Origin of the sequence: Corynebacterium sp. HMSC076G08, from assembly GCF_001811515.1 — a bacterium.
Taxonomy (GTDB): domain Bacteria; phylum Actinomycetota; class Actinomycetes; order Mycobacteriales; family Mycobacteriaceae; genus Corynebacterium; species Corynebacterium hiratae.
On the sequence record NZ_KV805057.1, the window covers coordinates 14,001 to 29,858 of the forward strand.

Annotated in this window: 16 protein-coding genes; 3 read left to right on the top strand and 13 right to left on the bottom strand. The window is 58.1% G+C overall.

The window, feature by feature from the left end; translation table 11 throughout:
* The coding region (locus tag HMPREF2806_RS07960; protein ID WP_070517182.1) for a hypothetical protein at positions 1-397 on the bottom strand (397 nt) is incomplete at its 3' end.
* 415 nt (positions 398-812) lie between these two features.
* On the opposite strand from HMPREF2806_RS07960, the gene HMPREF2806_RS07970 reads away from it, so the two are divergent.
* Positions 813-2,393, top strand: a complete 1,581-nt coding sequence (locus HMPREF2806_RS07970) for a peptide ABC transporter substrate-binding protein (protein ID WP_070517186.1) — start codon at positions 813-815, stop codon at positions 2,391-2,393.
* Between the two features lie 81 nt (positions 2,394-2,474).
* Here the strand turns inward: HMPREF2806_RS07970 and HMPREF2806_RS07975 are convergent, their stop codons facing one another.
* The 5 genes from HMPREF2806_RS07975 to HMPREF2806_RS07995 all read right to left on the bottom strand — a co-directional run bounded on the left by HMPREF2806_RS07975 (position 2,475) and on the right by HMPREF2806_RS07995 (position 6,889).
* On the bottom strand, positions 2,475-3,077 hold the full coding sequence (locus HMPREF2806_RS07975; RefSeq protein ID WP_070517188.1) for a hypothetical protein: 603 nt from the start codon (positions 3,075-3,077) through the stop codon (positions 2,475-2,477).
* Between the two features lie 179 nt (positions 3,078-3,256).
* Positions 3,257-4,159 carry a hypothetical protein gene (locus tag HMPREF2806_RS07980; protein ID WP_070517190.1) on the bottom strand — a complete coding sequence of 301 codons (903 nt, stop codon included), beginning with the start codon at positions 4,157-4,159 and terminating at the stop codon, positions 3,257-3,259.
* A gap of 290 nt (positions 4,160-4,449) precedes the next feature.
* Entirely contained in the window at positions 4,450-5,307 is an 858-nt protein-coding gene (locus HMPREF2806_RS07985; protein WP_070517191.1) for a sortase family protein, read from the bottom strand.
* A gap of 40 nt (positions 5,308-5,347) precedes the next feature.
* The gene (locus tag HMPREF2806_RS07990) at positions 5,348-6,301 is read right to left on the bottom strand and encodes a DUF2891 family protein (RefSeq protein ID WP_070517193.1); all 954 of its coding nucleotides are present in this window, start codon (positions 6,299-6,301) and stop codon (positions 5,348-5,350) included.
* 60 nt (positions 6,302-6,361) lie between these two features.
* Entirely contained in the window at positions 6,362-6,889 is a 528-nt protein-coding gene (locus tag HMPREF2806_RS07995; RefSeq protein WP_070517195.1) for a hypothetical protein, read from the bottom strand.
* 316 nt (positions 6,890-7,205) lie between these two features.
* Between HMPREF2806_RS07995 and HMPREF2806_RS08000 the strand changes: the two genes are divergently transcribed.
* On the top strand, positions 7,206-8,048 hold the full coding sequence (locus HMPREF2806_RS08000) for a RelA/SpoT domain-containing protein (RefSeq protein ID WP_070517197.1): 843 nt from the start codon (positions 7,206-7,208) through the stop codon (positions 8,046-8,048).
* Position 8,049: 1 nt separating this feature from the next.
* Positions 8,050-8,280 (top strand): hypothetical protein, encoded by a 231-nt coding sequence (locus HMPREF2806_RS08005; RefSeq protein WP_070517199.1) that lies wholly within the window; start codon positions 8,050-8,052, stop codon positions 8,278-8,280.
* A 34-nt stretch (positions 8,281-8,314) separates the two neighbouring features.
* Here HMPREF2806_RS08005 and HMPREF2806_RS08010 read toward each other — a convergent pair whose 3' ends face one another.
* The 7 genes from HMPREF2806_RS08010 to HMPREF2806_RS08040 all read right to left on the bottom strand — a co-directional run bounded on the left by HMPREF2806_RS08010 (position 8,315) and on the right by HMPREF2806_RS08040 (position 15,467).
* Positions 8,315-8,662: a DUF2200 domain-containing protein gene (locus tag HMPREF2806_RS08010; protein WP_070517200.1), complete on the bottom strand. Its 348-nt coding sequence runs from the start codon at positions 8,660-8,662 to the stop codon at positions 8,315-8,317.
* A 29-nt stretch (positions 8,663-8,691) separates the two neighbouring features.
* Positions 8,692-9,945, bottom strand: a complete 1,254-nt coding sequence (locus HMPREF2806_RS08015) for an ATP-binding protein (protein WP_070517202.1) — start codon at positions 9,943-9,945, stop codon at positions 8,692-8,694.
* A 244-nt stretch (positions 9,946-10,189) separates the two neighbouring features.
* Positions 10,190-10,783, bottom strand: coding sequence for a hypothetical protein (locus HMPREF2806_RS08020; RefSeq protein WP_070517205.1), 594 nt, complete (start codon positions 10,781-10,783; stop codon positions 10,190-10,192).
* Positions 10,784-10,786: 3 nt separating this feature from the next.
* On the bottom strand, positions 10,787-11,359 hold the full coding sequence (locus HMPREF2806_RS08025; RefSeq protein WP_070517209.1) for a hypothetical protein: 573 nt from the start codon (positions 11,357-11,359) through the stop codon (positions 10,787-10,789).
* A gap of 36 nt (positions 11,360-11,395) precedes the next feature.
* Positions 11,396-12,670 (bottom strand): hypothetical protein, encoded by a 1,275-nt coding sequence (locus HMPREF2806_RS08030; RefSeq protein WP_070517212.1) that lies wholly within the window; start codon positions 12,668-12,670, stop codon positions 11,396-11,398.
* Positions 12,671-12,892: 222 nt separating this feature from the next.
* Entirely contained in the window at positions 12,893-14,209 is a 1,317-nt protein-coding gene (locus tag HMPREF2806_RS08035; RefSeq protein WP_070517214.1) for an amino acid permease, read from the bottom strand.
* Between the two features lie 10 nt (positions 14,210-14,219).
* Positions 14,220-15,467 (bottom strand): arginine deiminase, encoded by a 1,248-nt coding sequence (locus HMPREF2806_RS08040; protein ID WP_070517216.1) that lies wholly within the window; start codon positions 15,465-15,467, stop codon positions 14,220-14,222.
* Positions 15,468-15,858 lie beyond the last annotated feature (391 nt).

Genomic DNA, 15,858 nt, shown 5'->3' on the forward strand with positions numbered 1-15,858 from the left:
CCTCGGGCTTCTTGCCGTCACCAGGGTTCGTGCCGTCCTCCGGCTTCTTGCCGTCACCAGGGTTGTTCTCGCCCTCGCCCGGGGTGGGCTGACCCTCACCTGGGGTGTTCTCGTCCTCGCCCGGGGCCGAATTCTCCTCGTTGTCCTTGCCCGGGTTGGCCTCGTCGTCACCGCCGGTCTCGCCGTCGCCGGCCTCGCCGCCACCGTTCTCGGTGTCAGTGGTGGTCTCGTCGTCGCCGGCCTCGCCGCCACCGTTCTCGGTGTCAGTGGTGGCGGTGTTGGTGACGTCGTCGGGGTTCATGGTGGTGTTCTCCTCCGCGTTGGCGGCGGTGGCGCCAGCCAGTGCGAGGGAGCTCGCCAGGGCGGCAGCGGTGAGGTTGCGGGAAATGCGCTTCATATTATTTCTCCTGGGAATAGATCGGGGACGTCTTATGAAAGTGAAAAGGCGTCATCAGGCGATGTTCGTTATCGCTTACTGAATTCGACCTCCCACATGCTAACGAAGGTCGGAAAGGGATTGGTCAAGCTGTGAAAGGTTTTATGGGTACTCAACGACAGCTGCCAAGGGCTTATCAGCGCGCAATAATGTTTGCTGGCGCGGTTATGGTGCTACAAAAACGCGAAAAAGACTGTATGGCGGTGGTGCGGTCGGGGAGAAAGCGTGGGGTAGGAGCCGAGGATGTTGACAGGCGTTACACAGGGGATCTGCGCAAGGTTCTGGCGGCGGAGAGTTCGTTTATGTAGTGAGGCACGACATATCGTCGTATCGTTATGGGAGAGTTCACACACGCGATACCTCTTAAGGAGAACTCATGCAATGGACAAAAGTCGGCGCGGGCCTCGCCGCTGTCGTCGCCGCAGCTGGCCTGACCGCATGCGGAGGAGATGGATCCGGTGATGCGGCGGATGTTGATTTCATCAGTACCAACTCCACCGAACCCCAAAAGCCGCTCATCCCTGCAGATACCAGCGATGTGCCGGGTGCAACGCTCATCGACCTCATCTACTCGGGACTTGTGTACTTCGATGAGGACGGTGAGGTGCACAACGACCAAGCAGAGAGCATCGAGAAGACCGATGACGTGACGTACAAGGTCACGCTCAAAGAAGACGCGGTGTTCTCCGATGGCTCCCCGGTGCGTGCCCAGGACTATGTCGATACGTGGAACAACGCCGTAAAGAACAGCATGCTCTCTGCCTATTTCTTCGAGCCCATCAAGGGCTACGAAGAAGGAACAGAGAGTATGGAAGGGCTCAAGGTTGTCGATGAGAAGACGTTCACCATTGAACTTGATGAGCCCACGGCGGATTTCGAGACGCGTTTGGGCTATTCCGTCTTTTTCCCCATGCACGAATCAGCCTTCGATGACATCGACGCCGACGGCCAAAACCCAGTGGGAAGTGGCCCTTATAAGCTGCAGGAATGGAACCATAACCAAAATGCGATCCTTGTTCCCAACGAGAAGTATGAAGGTGACCGCAAGGCGCAGAACGATGGTCTGAACTTCGTGTTCTATGCCGACGCCAGCGCGGCCTATGCTGACTTGCTTTCGGGGAACCTGGATGTTTTGGATTCGATTCCGTCCTCGGCCATGGCCAACTTTGAAACTGATCTCGGCGAACGTGCAGTGAATGAACCTGCTGCCATCTTCCAGTCCATCACTATTCCCGCAGGGGATGAGAACTTTAGCGGGGAGGCGGGGGAGTTGCGTCGACAAGCACTGTCCATGGCCATTGACCGCGACGAGATTACCCAGACCATCTTCCAAGGGACGAACACTCCGGCGGTGGACTTCACATCGCCCGTGCTTAACGACGGCGCCACGGACATTCCCGGCAACGAGGTCCTGACCTATAGCCCGGACAAGGCGCGCGAGCTGTGGGCCAAGGCGGAGGAGATGAAACCGTTTGAGGGGCCGTTCACCGTGGCGTACAATTCCGACGGTAGTCACAAGGAGTGGGTCGATGCTGTCGTGAACTTCATTCGAAACACCCTTGACATTGATGCGCAGCCAGCGCCGTATCCGGATTTCAAATCGCTGCGCGATGAAGTTACGAACAAGACGATCGAGGGTGCGTTCCGCACCGGCTGGCAGTCGGTATACCCCTCGCCGTCGAGCTTCTTGGAACCGTTGTATGCCACGGGCGCTGCGACTAACGACGCCGACTATTCCAACCCCGAGTTTGATTCGCTTCTGAAGAAAGCGGCGGCGGCAGCCAACGAAGAGGAGAGTGTTGAGCGGGTCAACGATGCCCAAGCGGTACTCATGAAGGACCTTCCAGCAATCCCGCTGTGGTACACCAACTCCACTGGTGGCTACTCCGAGCGTGTCGATGATGTGATCTTTACGTGGAAGTCGAAGCCGCTGTATTACAAGGTGACTCTGAAGTAGATCGATACACGTCCTGCTACGTGAAAAGCGCTCCTCAACGATTGGTGGTGAGGAGCGCTTTTTCTTGAGCGGGCGGAGCTGTTAGAAAGGCAGCTTAATGCCCAGGGACTTTGCCACGCTCGGAGCGACAGCGGCGATGGCGCCGATGACGCCCAGGACAGCAGCGACGATGGCAGCGATGCCAAGATCGGTCGGCTCGCCGTCCTTGGAGCTGAGGGCTTCATCGAAGGAGCTGGACTCGTTGGTGCCGGTCGGCGCCTGCGAAGGGTCATCCGCTGGCTCCACGGGCTTCTCCGTCGGGGTGGTCGGCGTTGTCGTCGTGGACGTCGTCGAGCTCGGCGGGTTCTTGGCCAGGGATTCCTGGATTTCAGCGGCTGCGGTGTCCTGCTTGCCACAGGCAGCGACGTCGTCCTTGGCAATCGCCATGACCTCGGCGCGGTTCAGGGTCAATTCTTCATTGTCAGTGGCGCGCCAGAGTCCGAATTCCTCCTGCTTGAAGGTGTGCTCGGTGTCCTCGATGGTGGTGGTGAACTCTTCGGCTGGGGCCCAGCAGAAGTTGATTTCGGTAGCCGAGGTGTTGGTGGCGTTTGCGGTGGACTCGTCGGCGGTAGCGATGGTCGAGCCAATAACACACAGAGAGCCCGCCAGAGCGGTGGTGGCGAGAGCGAGTGAAGCCTTCTTCATGGGATTCTCCTAGAAATAGAGCGAAGGAAAGTGAAAGATAGAAAACCCTTGGTGTGCAGGGGCTATTCAACTATATTAACGCTACCTCAAGCGCTAAGCGCAAAACCGCGAGAACCGCGTTCCTCCATGCTCTTAAAAGTAAGGCCTGGAGGCACGCGGGGAACGCGGCGCAGGGACTCTTAGATAAAGAACTTGCGGCGGGCGGCGAAAGCGCCAGCTGCAATCATGGCTGCGATGGCCAGTGCGGCGAGGCCACGAGCAACGGTGTTGGAACCGGTCTCAGCGGAGATACCGCGCGACTGTACCTGGGACTTCTCGGCGGTGCTTTCGGCAACCTGACCACCCTGGGCGATGACCTCGTCCTTGTTTTCCTTGAGCATCTGCTCGGAAGCGGCCTTCTCCTCGGCACTCGGGGCGTCGTTCTGGGCTGCCTCCTGGGACTTCACGTAGGTCTTGCCATCCTTGGCCAGGTACCAGGTCACGCCACCGATGACGAGGGCGGCCGGCAGAGCCAGCCATGCCAGCTGCTTGGCGTCGAAATCGGAATCCTCGGCGGAACCGGCCGGGGGCTGGGAGCCGCCCGTCGGATCGGTCTCTCCAGAAGGAGGAGTAACAGGCTTGTCCTTGTCCTCACCGGCCCCCGGATTCTCGTTGCCGGTCTCGGGCTTCTCGCCGCCAGCCTCCGGCTTCTCCGGGTCATTCTTAGGAGCATCGCTGCCGTTGTCGATCGGGTAGTCAACCTGGGACGGGCCGGCCGGCGCCGGGTCTGGGTTGGCCGGTGCAGGGGCGTTGTCCTGAGAGTCCTCATCAACCGGGGCTGCTGGATCCTCGGCGGGGTTGTCGGCGGGGGCTTGCTTTTCCTGCAGGCGCTCCCATGCAGCTTGTGCCTGTTCTGCGGTGAGGGAGACGGAGCCCAGTGGATTGGTGCTCTTGTAGGTGCCGTCAGCCTGGCGCTGGTAGGTAGTGCCATCGAGTTCGAACTCAGCCGGCGCCGGAACCTGTGCAGAGGCAACGGCGGTGCCGCCCAGTGCGAGGGAGCCAGCCAGTGCGGCTGCGGTCAGAGTGCGGTGGATGCGCTTCATGTGTGTCTCCTAGTGGGTTTGTGAGAGGTAGTTCATCAGGCCAGAACCACAATAGTCACAATTTTCACATCAGTCACAGGGGTTACAATGTGGTAATCCGCAACTTTCGGGATGGAAGTCCCGCCACGCATGCCGAGTGTTCGATCGCTACGGGGTATCGTGCTGGGGGTTAAAGCGGCTGGTCATTGCCTAAGAGTCGTGGCTAATGTGGTCCTGCTGGTTGTGCGAATGTTCGACAATGACCTGCGTAAACAGGCATCCCCCCGTTATTGGGTAAAAACAGGCGGAGCCTAGTTCTGGGGCGCAGTCTCAGGTGCGGTTGTTACGCCCTCAAACTGCCAGCCCACCACCGCGTTGCGTACTGCAGAAGCCAGTGGGTTGGCCGGCTGAATGCAGCTGATGGTCAGCAGGCGGCCCGGTTTGGCATCGGCGCCCCAGATACTCTCGTCCTGCTCAAGGCCTTCCTTTGAAGGATCGTGCAGATCCGTGGCTATATACACCAGCCACTGCTCGCCGGAGTTCTGCGTGCGCAGATACAGCTTGTCGCCCACCGCGGCCTTGTGCTCATCGGCGCGGCCGTCGTAGAGGTTATTGAATACCGCCGGCACACCCGCGCCCGTGTGTCCAGCAATGACCACGATGTCCGGCGAGTCCGTACCAGGAAGCGTGTAAGGCTTATCGTCCGCGGTATAGGTGCAGGCCTTATTCATGGAGTCCGGGTTGATCTTATTGTCCTTAACCCTGCAGGAGCCCTCCTCGAATTTTGCGCGCACATCAATCGCTGGGATGTACATCTCCACCGCGGGGGAGGGCTCGATGACGGTAGCAGGCTCCGTTGCTACTTCTGTGGGCTGCGGTGCGGGTGTGTCTGGTTCCTGATTGAGCTTGAGCGCGGCGATAATGCCGACCAGCACCACCGCCACAATGGCTACGAGGCGGAGGCCACGGCTGTCGCTGGGCTTGCGATGGCGCGCTGTGACCTGGTTTGACCGGCGTCGTGGGCGGTTGGGCTGCTGCTTGGCGACGGCCCCCGCGCGGCCGTATGAGGAGCGGCTTCGGCGGCGGGCGCGTTCTGCGCGGAGATCGATGCGGATTCCCTCTTCCGGCAGACGGTAGTTATCGCGCCGCGCCGAGTAGCGAGAATCCATGGTGTGCTCCTGAGGGATAGATGATTAGAAAAATACAGTACTACCCGACGGCAAGCTGATAGCGCAGCGCATAGGTGATAAGCCAGTGGGTGGACATGAAGTGGCCGTCGACAAGCTGCGGCCGCGCGCTGGCCACCAAGGCTTCGGCGCGCGGCAGGGCCGAGGCGTCGAAATGCTCGGCGAGCTCAACAATCATCCACGCCCTTGTGAGTGCCAGGCCGTAGAGATGGGCTAAGCGGCCATCGGTCGGGTCGAGTACTTCTGGGATATCGGTAAGGAAATCCAGTGCTTCGGCGCGGTGGGGGAGGAAACCGTCGAACCACTGCGGGAAGTCCGGGAGAACGCGCGACATGAGCAGAGCCTCAGATAATCCGTTAGAGAGGAAATCGTGCCCGGACAGCTCCCACTCGAGTGGGTAGGCGCGGTCATCGCCGAAAAGGCGAACCGCAGCCTTGCGCACCGAATCCGCCAGCGAATCCTGCCCGATCTTCTCCGCGGCCTCGAGGATGAGGAAAAGGTTGAAGGCGGTATTGGAGTGCATGCCGTGGAGTACTGGTTGGTTGAGTGAACCGAGCCAGTCGTGGCAGTGCTGCGCGGTGAGCTCGACGAGCTTGTCCATCGATTCGCTGGGACGGATGGAGGCTAGTTGCAACAGCCAAGCGCGCCCGTAGGGCATCTCATACCCGGGGTGTTCGACAAGGTAGTTGTATTCGATGGTGAGGGCTTGGGGGCTGAGGCGATCGTCGAGGAGCGTGGCAAGACTGGTGGGAGACTTGGGCCCGAGCATGGTATCCAACAGCGCCCCGGAATACTGCATGTGGACGCTGGAATGCCAGTCGAAACAGCCGTAGAAACTGGGGTGCAGCTCGCGTGGGCGCACGGTGCAATCATCAGCTGAGCTGCTCGTGTGGTGCATTGCGGCGGGAAATTCGCGCTCGAGGGCGTCCACAATTGTCTCCGCCCAGGTTTTGGCCCAATTCTCTAGCGTGGTCATGCGTCAAGTATGACAGAGACCCCGGACATCTATCACGACCTGCAGTTTCGTGGTTGTGTGCTACAGGGAAAGTGCAGCCTTCAACTGCGGGAGGAAAAACTCTGCTGCTTTAGCAAGCCCAGCCACCGCCGCGGTGACGAGAGCAACGACGCCACCGGCTGCGAGCAGGGAGAGGCGCTTTTCTTTCGCGTCAATCTGTTCAAGTTCGTGCTCATGCTCGTCGCGCAGCGCGTCTTTGACGTTGATATCCATGTTGAACTCGCCCCATGCCTGGGAGGCGGACCGATATTCCTCTTCGGCTGCTTTTATCTCTTCCGCTGAAGCGCCGGAGTTCTTTAGCTCTTCCAGCTTGAGGCGGGCGTCTTCAGCGTTCTGCCACATCTCTTTAGCCCGGGCTTCATCTTCTTCAGATGGCTTGTACTCTTCGGCCCCGTCTGCCTTGCTGCTAAATGCGCTGAAGCAGTCTTCGCGCAAGCACCGAGAGGATTCCACGTTGAGCTCCTGTGCCGTCGCAGTAGGAACCGCTACGAGGCCTGCGGCGATGACTGTTGCCATTCCAAGGCCGGACCGGCGATGCCACGAATTCATAGAAGTCTCCTTCAATAGGGAAAGTAGGGAAGCGGCTTTACTGTATCGCGGGACGCGTCCGAGCGCTGAAAAATGGGAGGGTTCTGTTGGTCAACAAGCCATTCTTTCCTGACTGTATAGCCAGAATTCGGCTGGTAATTTTCGAGGCAGTCGAACAAAGGATCGATTGTGTGAGTTATTGTCTTAGCTTCTTTCTAATGTGTAAAGCAGACATTTGAAGCGTTGGGGAATCGGTTCATTGTGGGGCGCAAGGGTGTCCACAGCATAGGATGCAGTTCACAGAAGAGGACTGCTGCACAACTCACGAGGGGGAGCCATGAGGTTCTTAGAACAAAAGCCGACAACTTTTAGTAAAGGGCAGATACATCGAATAGGCAGTGCGCTGCGCGCTGGGAAAGAGATCGATGAGGGGCTATACCGGCTCATATTGGTTCAACAGTCTGCCTTATGCGACCATCTTGAGTCCTTGGCCGTATCAGCATTGAGTAAATCGGGTGTGCCACTGGAGCGTTCGACAAATGCCGTTGTGGAGCCGGATTCGAATCGTTTCTTCGTAGGATCGAGGGTTAAGACCCGGCCAGTGCTTGTTGAGAAACTAAGGAGAATGCCGAGCTTTCCGCTGGAGAGCATCCACGATTTTTCGGGAGTGCGAATGGACTTTGATGTCTCGCTTTCGGAGCAAACAAGAGTCGCTGAAATACTTGCCCAAGACCTTGAAGAGCAAGGCGCTGCTCGCGTCAAAATTCAGGATATGAGAGAAAAGCCGCACTCTGGGTATCGGGCGATCCATCTGCACATTTATTCTCCGGCAGGCCGTGCCGAGTTCCAACTACGCACAGCACTCCAATCACGATGGGCCAACCTCTACGAACTGGCTGGTGACTTATACGGTCGGGGCATTCGATACTTGGAGTTTGGTGAGCAAGTACCGCGGCAATTCAATACCCAGGTCCGCTCACTCCATGAGCTTTCAGACGTTGTGTACAAAGTGGAGAGGTATTTCGATGCGCTTTCCCCTCCGTTTGCCGAGCATATCCTCGAAACAGTAGGGCTGCGTGAAGCCCGTTTATTGCGGCAAAAGACTTCTACGATGTTGGATAGATTCATTAGTCGGCTCGACAAGAGATGGGCAGACAATGGGTCGGAAAGGAGCGAATAGCATGCCGGCTTTTCTCATCAAGTATCACCGCCCGACGGGTGCATTGAATGTTACCGAGTTTGGAACCTTGACTGAGGCAACTCTTGCCCGTCATGACCTTGATCAAATCAACGATGACCCCGATGTTGAACTCGTTGCTATTGGTGCTACGAACTTGGAATCCGTCCGGCACACGCATGCGCGTTACTTCTTCCGTGAGAAAACCGCGCCGCCGTACCCTTTTGTGGCTTAAGTCCGGCGGCTCTGAATAGCGCTGCGAGAAGAGATTAGCTGCGCAGGATCTTCTCCATGGCCTTGCCTTTGGCGAGCTCGTCAACGAGCTTGTCCATGTATCGAATGTTTTGTATCAGCGGGTCCTCGATGTCCTGCACCTTGTATCCGCAAACGCTCCCGGTGATAAGTGAGCGGGACGGGTTGAGATGTGGTGCCTGTTCGAAGAATTCCTCGAGGGTGACCTTCTCCTCTCGCGCCCGCTCTAAGCCCTCAACTGAATAGCCAGTGAGCCAGGAGATAACTTCGTGGAGCTCGTTGACAGTCCTGCCTTTGCGCTCTACTTTGTTGACGTAGTGCGGGTAGATGTCGGCGAAGGGCACGGAAAAGATGCGGTGGGACATAGGGGCGCAGTATATCCATTGTTGCTGGTTTAGCCGTGCCACAGCGTGGAAATGGGCATTGCCCATAGGTTCTTGCCCATTGGTAGGACGTCTTTGCCCGTATACAGGACGATTCCTGCGCGGAAGGAAGCGCCTGCAACCTGCTGAAGATAGCGCAGGCCGGCAAAGTCTTTCGGCTGGATCGACATCGCAGCTTTGACTTCGATGCCAACGATGTCCCGGGATCGCGATTCCAATACGAGGTCCACTTCTTTGCCAGTGGACGTACGAAAGTGGAAGAGGCGATAGTCAATCGAAGACCAGGCCTTCTGCTTCAAGAGCTCGTTGGCGACGAAAGCTTCACAGATACCTCCAGTGATCGTGCTGGAGATATTCATCTCCAAAGCCTCTGGATCGAGTCCTGCAAGGCTTGTAGCAAGTGCGGTATCCGAAAGAAAGACCTTGGGCTTAGAAATTGCCCGCTTCTCTAGATTGGTTCCCCAAGACGGCAACTGGTTGAGCAAGAATACGTCACTCAATGCAGTCACATAGGTAGGGACCGAGCGTTGAGGAATATCGAGCGCGCGCCCAATGTGTGCAGCTACAAGCTCCGCAGTTCCTTGTGCCGCCAACTTGTTGAGAAGATTGCTCAAGCGGTCGGGGAATTGAATGCCGTAGAGCTCGGCAGCATCCTTCGACAGTACTCGTTCAATGTAGGCGTCGAACCAGCGGTGCTGTCGCCGCCGGCTAGCATCTCTAAGCCCTGGGAAACTCGGTGTGCAGAAGAGCTGAAAGTAGTCACTCCGGGAAGGAGTAAACGTGGGATTCAGCCCTGAATCCCCTAATGACCACACCCGTCCGGCAAAGTCATCGTAGATGCCCAAGCGTTCACCCACGCTAAGGCCGTGAAGGCGGATTGTTTCTGCACGGCCAGCGAGCGACTCTTCAGCTCCTGTGAGACTGAGGAGATTCGACGACCCGGTGAGGATAAAGCGTCCTGGTCGTCGATCTTCTTCGAGTGCGCCTTTGACTGCGCGAAAGAGCTCGGGCGCGCGTTGAATTTCATCAATTGCTAGTGTCCCCTCGGGGATCTGCCTGACAAACCCGTCTGGGTCCTCTTGTGCAGATGCCAGCGAAGCGCTCTCATCAAGATTAAAGAACCTATGCTCTTTATCTTCGAGCAATTGATGAACGAGGGTGCTCTTTCCTACCTGGCGTGCGCCAGAAATGGTCAGCACAGGCGTATCCGACAGGATTTCCTCCGCCAGATCTTGTGCGTTTCTATGTAGAAAAGAATCAGTCATGACAGTCAATCTACCTGCGATGTTGCGGTTCTGCAAGGCTCTCGTTGCCGTTTTGCAAAGAACTCATTGCCATTCTGCAATTCCCGCGTTGCCGTTCTGCAAGGGGGCCGTTGCCGTTCTGCAATGCTTGCGTTGCCGTTCGATCACGCTATGAAACGCTGAAAAGAGGGCACCCCTCAGCCGTCGTAAAGCAGCGCGAGGGGTGCCCTCTGTGGCGGGGCCTGGGGGAGGTGAGCTAGTTCAGTTAGTTCCAGACGGGGGCGTCGCCAAGCTGCAGCTCGGAGTAGCGCGCCTCCGGAACGGTGGCGGAGTAGGGCTTGCCCACAGCCTCCCATTCCTGATCAGCGTTGCAACGTACGTCCTGGCCGTCAGTGTCGAGCATGGTAAAGCCCCACACCAGCTTGCCCTGGGAGTTCGCCGGCAGCGTGTACGGGCCGACCTTTTGGTCAAGCTTCCAGTGCTGCTCGTGAACGTAGGTGAAACCGTAGGTCTGGGTGAGCACCTTGGCCAGCTCGTCTTCGCCCTTGATGGAGCCGGAGATCTCGATCGTCTGCGTGCGCGCTTGGGTCACGGTGTGGCTGACCGGAACGGGCTCATCGTTGCGGTTGGCCACGCTGGTGGCATCCGTCTGCTTGAACCAGCGGCGGGTGGCGGTGACATAGGTGCCGTTCTCACCGGGTGTTGCGCAGTGAGTGCCCGGCTTGTGGTCCTCATTCCAGCGCTGGGGCAGCTCGAAGTCCCCGCCGAAGTCCGCGGCGTGGGCAACGGGAGCGGCCGCCAGCAGGCTCAGCGCAGCGAAAGCGCTCGCGGCAGTGCGCGCGATGGACTTCTTCAGCACGACTTAGCCCCAATCGTTGTTGTCGCGGGTGGAGACCTCCACGTGGCGCTCCTTCGGCAAGGTAGCGGTGAAGGTCTCACCGTTGGCCTGCCAAGTGTTATCGGAACCGCAGATGGTCTTCTGGCCCTCAAAGTCGGAGACAACCCAGCCAGCGCGCATGACGGCGGTCTTGCCCGGGGCGATGTTGTACGGGCCGACCTGCTCGCCGACCTCGTAGGACTGGGAGTCGGTGTAGCTGGAGGAGAAGGTGAAGTTGATCAGATCCAGCAGCTTGAAGTCCACGCCGGCGGAAACGTTCCAGGTCTTGGTCTTGGTTTCCTTGATGGAGCGGGTCACCGGCAGCGGCTCATCGTTGTAGTTGGAGATGGTCCAGGAGCCAGCGGAGCCGTCGAAGTAGGTGCGCTTGATCTCTACTGTCTGGCCGGTATCACCCGGGTTGGTGCAGTGCTCACCAATGGTGGTCGGGTTAGCCGGGCCCAGGTCACGTGCCGGAAGAGCGTTGGCGGCTGGGGTAGCGATCAGGCCGCAGGCGATGGCCACGGCGGCGGTGGTGGAAGCAATCTTGGTCTTGAACATGTGGGTGTACTCCTTGGATGAAAAGTAGGGAAGTGCTTAGTAGATGGTTTGGGTCGGAACAGGAAGGTTGCGGTACTCCTCCGGGGTGACGTCCTCGGTGCGAGTGGAGCCGTCCTTGCCCGTGATGGTGGCCTCCGCCCAGAAGCCGCTGGGAGCGGTGGTTTGCTTGTAGTTGGAGGTCAGGCTGTATTTTCCGTCCTTGCCGCAGTGGATTTCGCGGTAGTTGATGCGGGTCATGGTGGTGCCGTACTCCACGCGCACGCGCTCACCAGGGGCCAGGTCGATGTGCTGCAGCTCGGTTCCCACCGGCATGTAGGCGCGCTTGACCGCGCCGACGGATTCCAGCCAGCCCTTCGGAATATCGCCGCGGTTGCCCTGCCAGTTGGTGTAGGGGGCGTGCTCCGCGCCGACGACGAAGTCAGTAACCGGTGCATACTCATAGTCACCCTTGGACCAGTTGAGGAAGTCCGTGGAGTAGCCCGGCTTGCGGAAGGTCGGCGCCACCGCGGTGATATCCAGCGGGTACCAGGAGCTATCGCGGCCCTCGCAGGTCTCGCCCTCCTTGGGCCAGGAGGGATCGCGCTGCAGTTCCTCGGAAGGCTGCATGATTTCATCCTTCTTCGGATCCGCAATCTTTTCCAGACTGGGGCCAGATACGGAGGTGTAGTTGCCCTCGATGGGCTTGGAGTTCGCGCCCGGGGAGCGGGAAGGGATCTCCATGGCCAGGTCCGAAACGGAGCCGTCCGCCTTGATGATGTAGGCAAAGGCATAGCGCTCGGCCGGGCCCTTGCCGCGGATGACGTTGGCACCCGGCATGTTCTCTAGGCGGTCGTCGTTACAACCGACGAACATAGAGATGAAGTCCTTTTCCATCACGCCGTATTCCACGCGGAAGGACTCGCCCGGCTTGAGCGTGATAGGGCCGAAGGTTTCCTTCTCCTGCCAGCCGTTGCTTAGCTTCAATCCGATATCGGACTTGGCCGTGGTGTCCCACCCGGAAGGCATCGTGGCCTTGGAGTTGGCTTCAATCTTGTGGTTGGTGCCCGTTTCTACCGAAGCGGTATAGGGCACTTCTTGGTCAGTGGTGTTCTTGAACTGCAGGGTACCGTCGCTCAAGTAACGGCGGCCGGTTTCGGCAAAGTGCCACTCGGGTGTGGCGTTGTCTTCGCCTGCTGCGCTGCAGCTCTTGTAGAGGTTAGTAATGGGGTAGGCCTGTGGCATGGGCGGAATGTCGGCCGCCTGTGCCGCAGGGGTAATGCAGGCCGCGGCTGCCGCCAGCGGTGCAAGCGCACGCAGTCCCTTAATAAGCACCTGTGTACCGTCCTTATATTTTGTTAAAGAGTAAGGAAAGATTCATAAAATCTGGGTACATCTTAGGAGGCGCTGGGTAGTCCGGCAATAGGTTTGTGCGGGCCTTCAAGGAAAAGTTAGGGGTGTAAAGTAACTTCCTTCCAGCCTTTTGACCTTTCGTTCACAAACTTGTGATTACCCAATATGGAGGGTAGTCGCACGCCGGGGAGGCGGCTTTTGTTCTTAGAACAGGTCCCAGATGGTAATGCCCAAAATGACTGAACCCAGGGCAAAGACAAAGTAATTCCATGGGTCATTCCGGAATTTCTTGTACTCCTTGACCTTGTGAAACATGTACACCGGCAGCAAGAAGATGAGAATTGCATCAAACACGCCGCCCACCAGGTAGATGAGATTGAGAATCGGCGGATTAAACACGGAGACCGCAGTGCCGGTGATGAAAATGAAGACGTAGACAATGGTTAGCAATGTACGTCGGTTGACCCGGTTTGCTGTACGCGGAGCCAGCAGGCCAACCATGTAGGCGGTACCTTCTTCTGCGCCGAGCATTGTTCCAAAGTAGGAGGTCACGATGGCGAAGATGACAATTAATGGGGCCAACACGGCCAGCGCGTGAACTCCGGTGACATTGGCAAAGTAGGACAACACCGGAATGTTTTGCTCGGAAGCCTCCCGCATACCGTCAGCTCCCAGCGCCAAAACGCATGACCAGACAAAGAACATGGTGAAGATGACCAGCAGCGCGGCCGTGTAGAGCTCAATGCGCGAGACTTGCTTTTCGGTGTTCTTGCCGTAAGTGGATTGCATATCCACTGACATTTGCGATAGCGCCGCCATGTGGGAGAAGGAGAAAGCCAGTACGGGGAGAATAAGAACGGCGCCGAGCAAGATATATGGCCAGCTTCCGTCTTTGTAGTCCACGTCCAGGAAGGAATGAAAATCCCACTGGGGGATGAGGTAGATCGACGTTGCCGCAAGCGAAATGATGAGCGGATAAACCAGAATTTGTGCCAACCAGAGCATAGGTTTGCGCCCGATAGCGAAAATGCCGGTGAGAGTGCCCACGCACAGCACTGAAAGAACCCAGCGGTTGATGGAAGGTCCATGGAGCTGGTTAACAATGAAGCTGTCGATGGCATTTGTTACGGAGATGGCATAGATGAATACCGTGGGGATGTTGGCCAGGGAGTACATCAACGCCACGAACAAACCTGTGTTGCGTCCAAGGTACTTGCGCACCAGTTCCAAGATGTCCAGCCCGTAGTCCTGGGTGGGTGCACCGGCGACAATGCGGGCATAAGTGCGGTGGGAGAAATACACCAAAGGGAAAATGATCACCGTGGCGAAGGCGAGCGGCCAGAAGCCAAAGGCTCCTGCCTGTAGCGGCAGAAAGAGGATTCCGGCACCCATCGCGGTGCCAAAAAGCGCAAGAACCCAACTCAGCGCCGTGCCTTCGGACTTCGGTGGTGTGCTCGCAGGTTGTGTGGAATCCCCCAAGTCGGTGGTATGTGCAGTGGTGTCGGCTTTGGACGAAGTCATAAAATTCTTTCTAGTAATCGACGGCCTCGCGGACAATTGGGCAGGTCATACAGTGCCCGCCTCCTCGGCCGCGCCCCAGCTCTGCCGATCCGATCTCTACTACCTCAATGCCGGCGGCACGCAACTTGGCGTTGGTGTGTTTGTTGCGGTCATAGGCCACCACCACGCCGGGTTCGATAGCCACGACGTTGTTGGCATCATCCCACTGCTCACGGGCGGCAGCGTAGGTATCGCCGCCTGTTTCGATGACTTCGAAGGCGCCAATGCCCAGCGCCTTGGCGACGACCTCGAGGAAGGACTCGGTGGGCAGTTCGACGTCGAAAGGCGCCGTGCTTGTCGAAGGATGCAGGACTATCGGCCGGATGGTGTCTACCACCTTGGGGTAGGCGGTGACCTTGTCGGCGTCAAGGAACGTAAGCACGGTGTCGAGGTGCATGGAGGCGCGCTCCTTGGCCATGGCCGCAATGATGACCTTGGTGGCGGCGCCTTCCTCAAATAGGCGCATGGCCAGCTGACTTACGCCCTGCCAGGTGGTGCGCTCACCCATGCCTACCAGTACGATGCCCTTGCCAATCGGCATGATGTCACCGCCTTCCAGTGCCGCAAGCCCCGGTTCCTCATCGGTGTTGCCGTACCAGAACTTGAAGTCTGCCTGCGCAAACCGCGGGTGATAGTTATAAATAGCGCGGGTGAGCAGCGTTTCCTGGTGGCGCGCTGGCATACGCATGGGGTTAAGGGACACGCCGCCATAGATCCACGCCGAATTGTCCCGCGCGTACTGCGTATTGGGCAATGGGCGCAGCGCAAAAGCGGACGGCCCGTAGACTTCACGCATGGCGTCGATGGTGCCGTGACCCAGGCCCTTCGGGATTTCGGCGAAGGGTAGTCCGCCAATGAGGAGTTCGGCCAGGCGTGCAGTGGGCATCTCATTGAACCAGTGGCGCAGCTCGCCGCCAATGCCCGCACCCACATTCTTATCGAGGAGCTTGTAGTCGAGGATGAAATCCCGCCCACCCGGGGTGTCCAGGGTCTCTTTCAAAAGCTTGTGCATTTCCAGAACCTCGACACCGTAGCTGCGCAGCTCGGCGACGAACTCCGCATGGTGTTTCTTGGCTTCGTCGACCCAGAGGACGTCGTCGAAAAGCAGCTCAGCGCAGTTACTGGGGGTGAGCCGCTCGTGCGCGAGCCCGGGTGCGCACACCATGACTTGGTGGAGTTTGCCGACCTCGGACCAGACTCCTAACGGGGAAGCTGCCATGTTTCTGAAACCTTTCTTGACGCCTGCACGGCGCCATCCTGCAACGTGGTGAACTGGTTCACCGGAACTATTGGTCTGTGAACTACACGACAAGTTTATGGACGCCGAATATTTTTTCAAGCCTCGCGTGGGTGAAAGAAAGCCCACGTAGATGGAGGTTTTACGGCGCTCTGCATAATATTATTCACTTTTATTCATGTATTGCGGTGGGGGAGTGGGCGCACTCTTGCTGGGCTTGCCGACGCCCCACCCCTCCATCACTGCGACGACCCTAGCGGTGGCGGAGACCGCAGACCGACAGTGAGCCGGATGCATAACTTTGGGTGGGGTGGAAACTCTGCGCGAATATTAGGGATCGGGGTGCGGGGGTAGGCGTGGCGTGCAGCGCACG

Bases quoted from the DNA above. Each gene is read 5' to 3' on its own strand.
- HMPREF2806_RS07970 (WP_070517186.1), top strand. From the start codon at position 813: ATGCAATGGACAAAAGTCGGCGCGGGCCTCGCCGCTGTCGTCGCCGCA.
- HMPREF2806_RS07975 (WP_070517188.1), bottom strand. From the start codon at position 3,077: ATGAAGAAGGCTTCACTCGCTCTCGCCACCACCGCTCTGGCGGGCTCT.
- HMPREF2806_RS07980 (WP_070517190.1), bottom strand. From the start codon at position 4,159: ATGAAGCGCATCCACCGCACTCTGACCGCAGCCGCACTGGCTGGCTCC.
- HMPREF2806_RS07985 (WP_070517191.1), bottom strand. From the start codon at position 5,307: ATGGATTCTCGCTACTCGGCGCGGCGCGATAACTACCGTCTGCCGGAA.
- HMPREF2806_RS07990 (WP_070517193.1), bottom strand. From the start codon at position 6,301: ATGACCACGCTAGAGAATTGGGCCAAAACCTGGGCGGAGACAATTGTG.
- HMPREF2806_RS07995 (WP_070517195.1), bottom strand. From the start codon at position 6,889: ATGAATTCGTGGCATCGCCGGTCCGGCCTTGGAATGGCAACAGTCATC.
- HMPREF2806_RS08000 (WP_070517197.1), top strand. From the start codon at position 7,206: ATGAGGTTCTTAGAACAAAAGCCGACAACTTTTAGTAAAGGGCAGATA.
- HMPREF2806_RS08005 (WP_070517199.1), top strand. From the start codon at position 8,050: ATGCCGGCTTTTCTCATCAAGTATCACCGCCCGACGGGTGCATTGAAT.
- HMPREF2806_RS08010 (WP_070517200.1), bottom strand. From the start codon at position 8,662: ATGTCCCACCGCATCTTTTCCGTGCCCTTCGCCGACATCTACCCGCAC.
- HMPREF2806_RS08015 (WP_070517202.1), bottom strand. From the start codon at position 9,945: ATGACTGATTCTTTTCTACATAGAAACGCACAAGATCTGGCGGAGGAA.
- HMPREF2806_RS08025 (WP_070517209.1), bottom strand. From the start codon at position 11,359: ATGTTCAAGACCAAGATTGCTTCCACCACCGCCGCCGTGGCCATCGCC.
- HMPREF2806_RS08035 (WP_070517214.1), bottom strand. From the start codon at position 14,209: ATGACTTCGTCCAAAGCCGACACCACTGCACATACCACCGACTTGGGG.
- HMPREF2806_RS08040 (WP_070517216.1), bottom strand. From the start codon at position 15,467: ATGGCAGCTTCCCCGTTAGGAGTCTGGTCCGAGGTCGGCAAACTCCAC.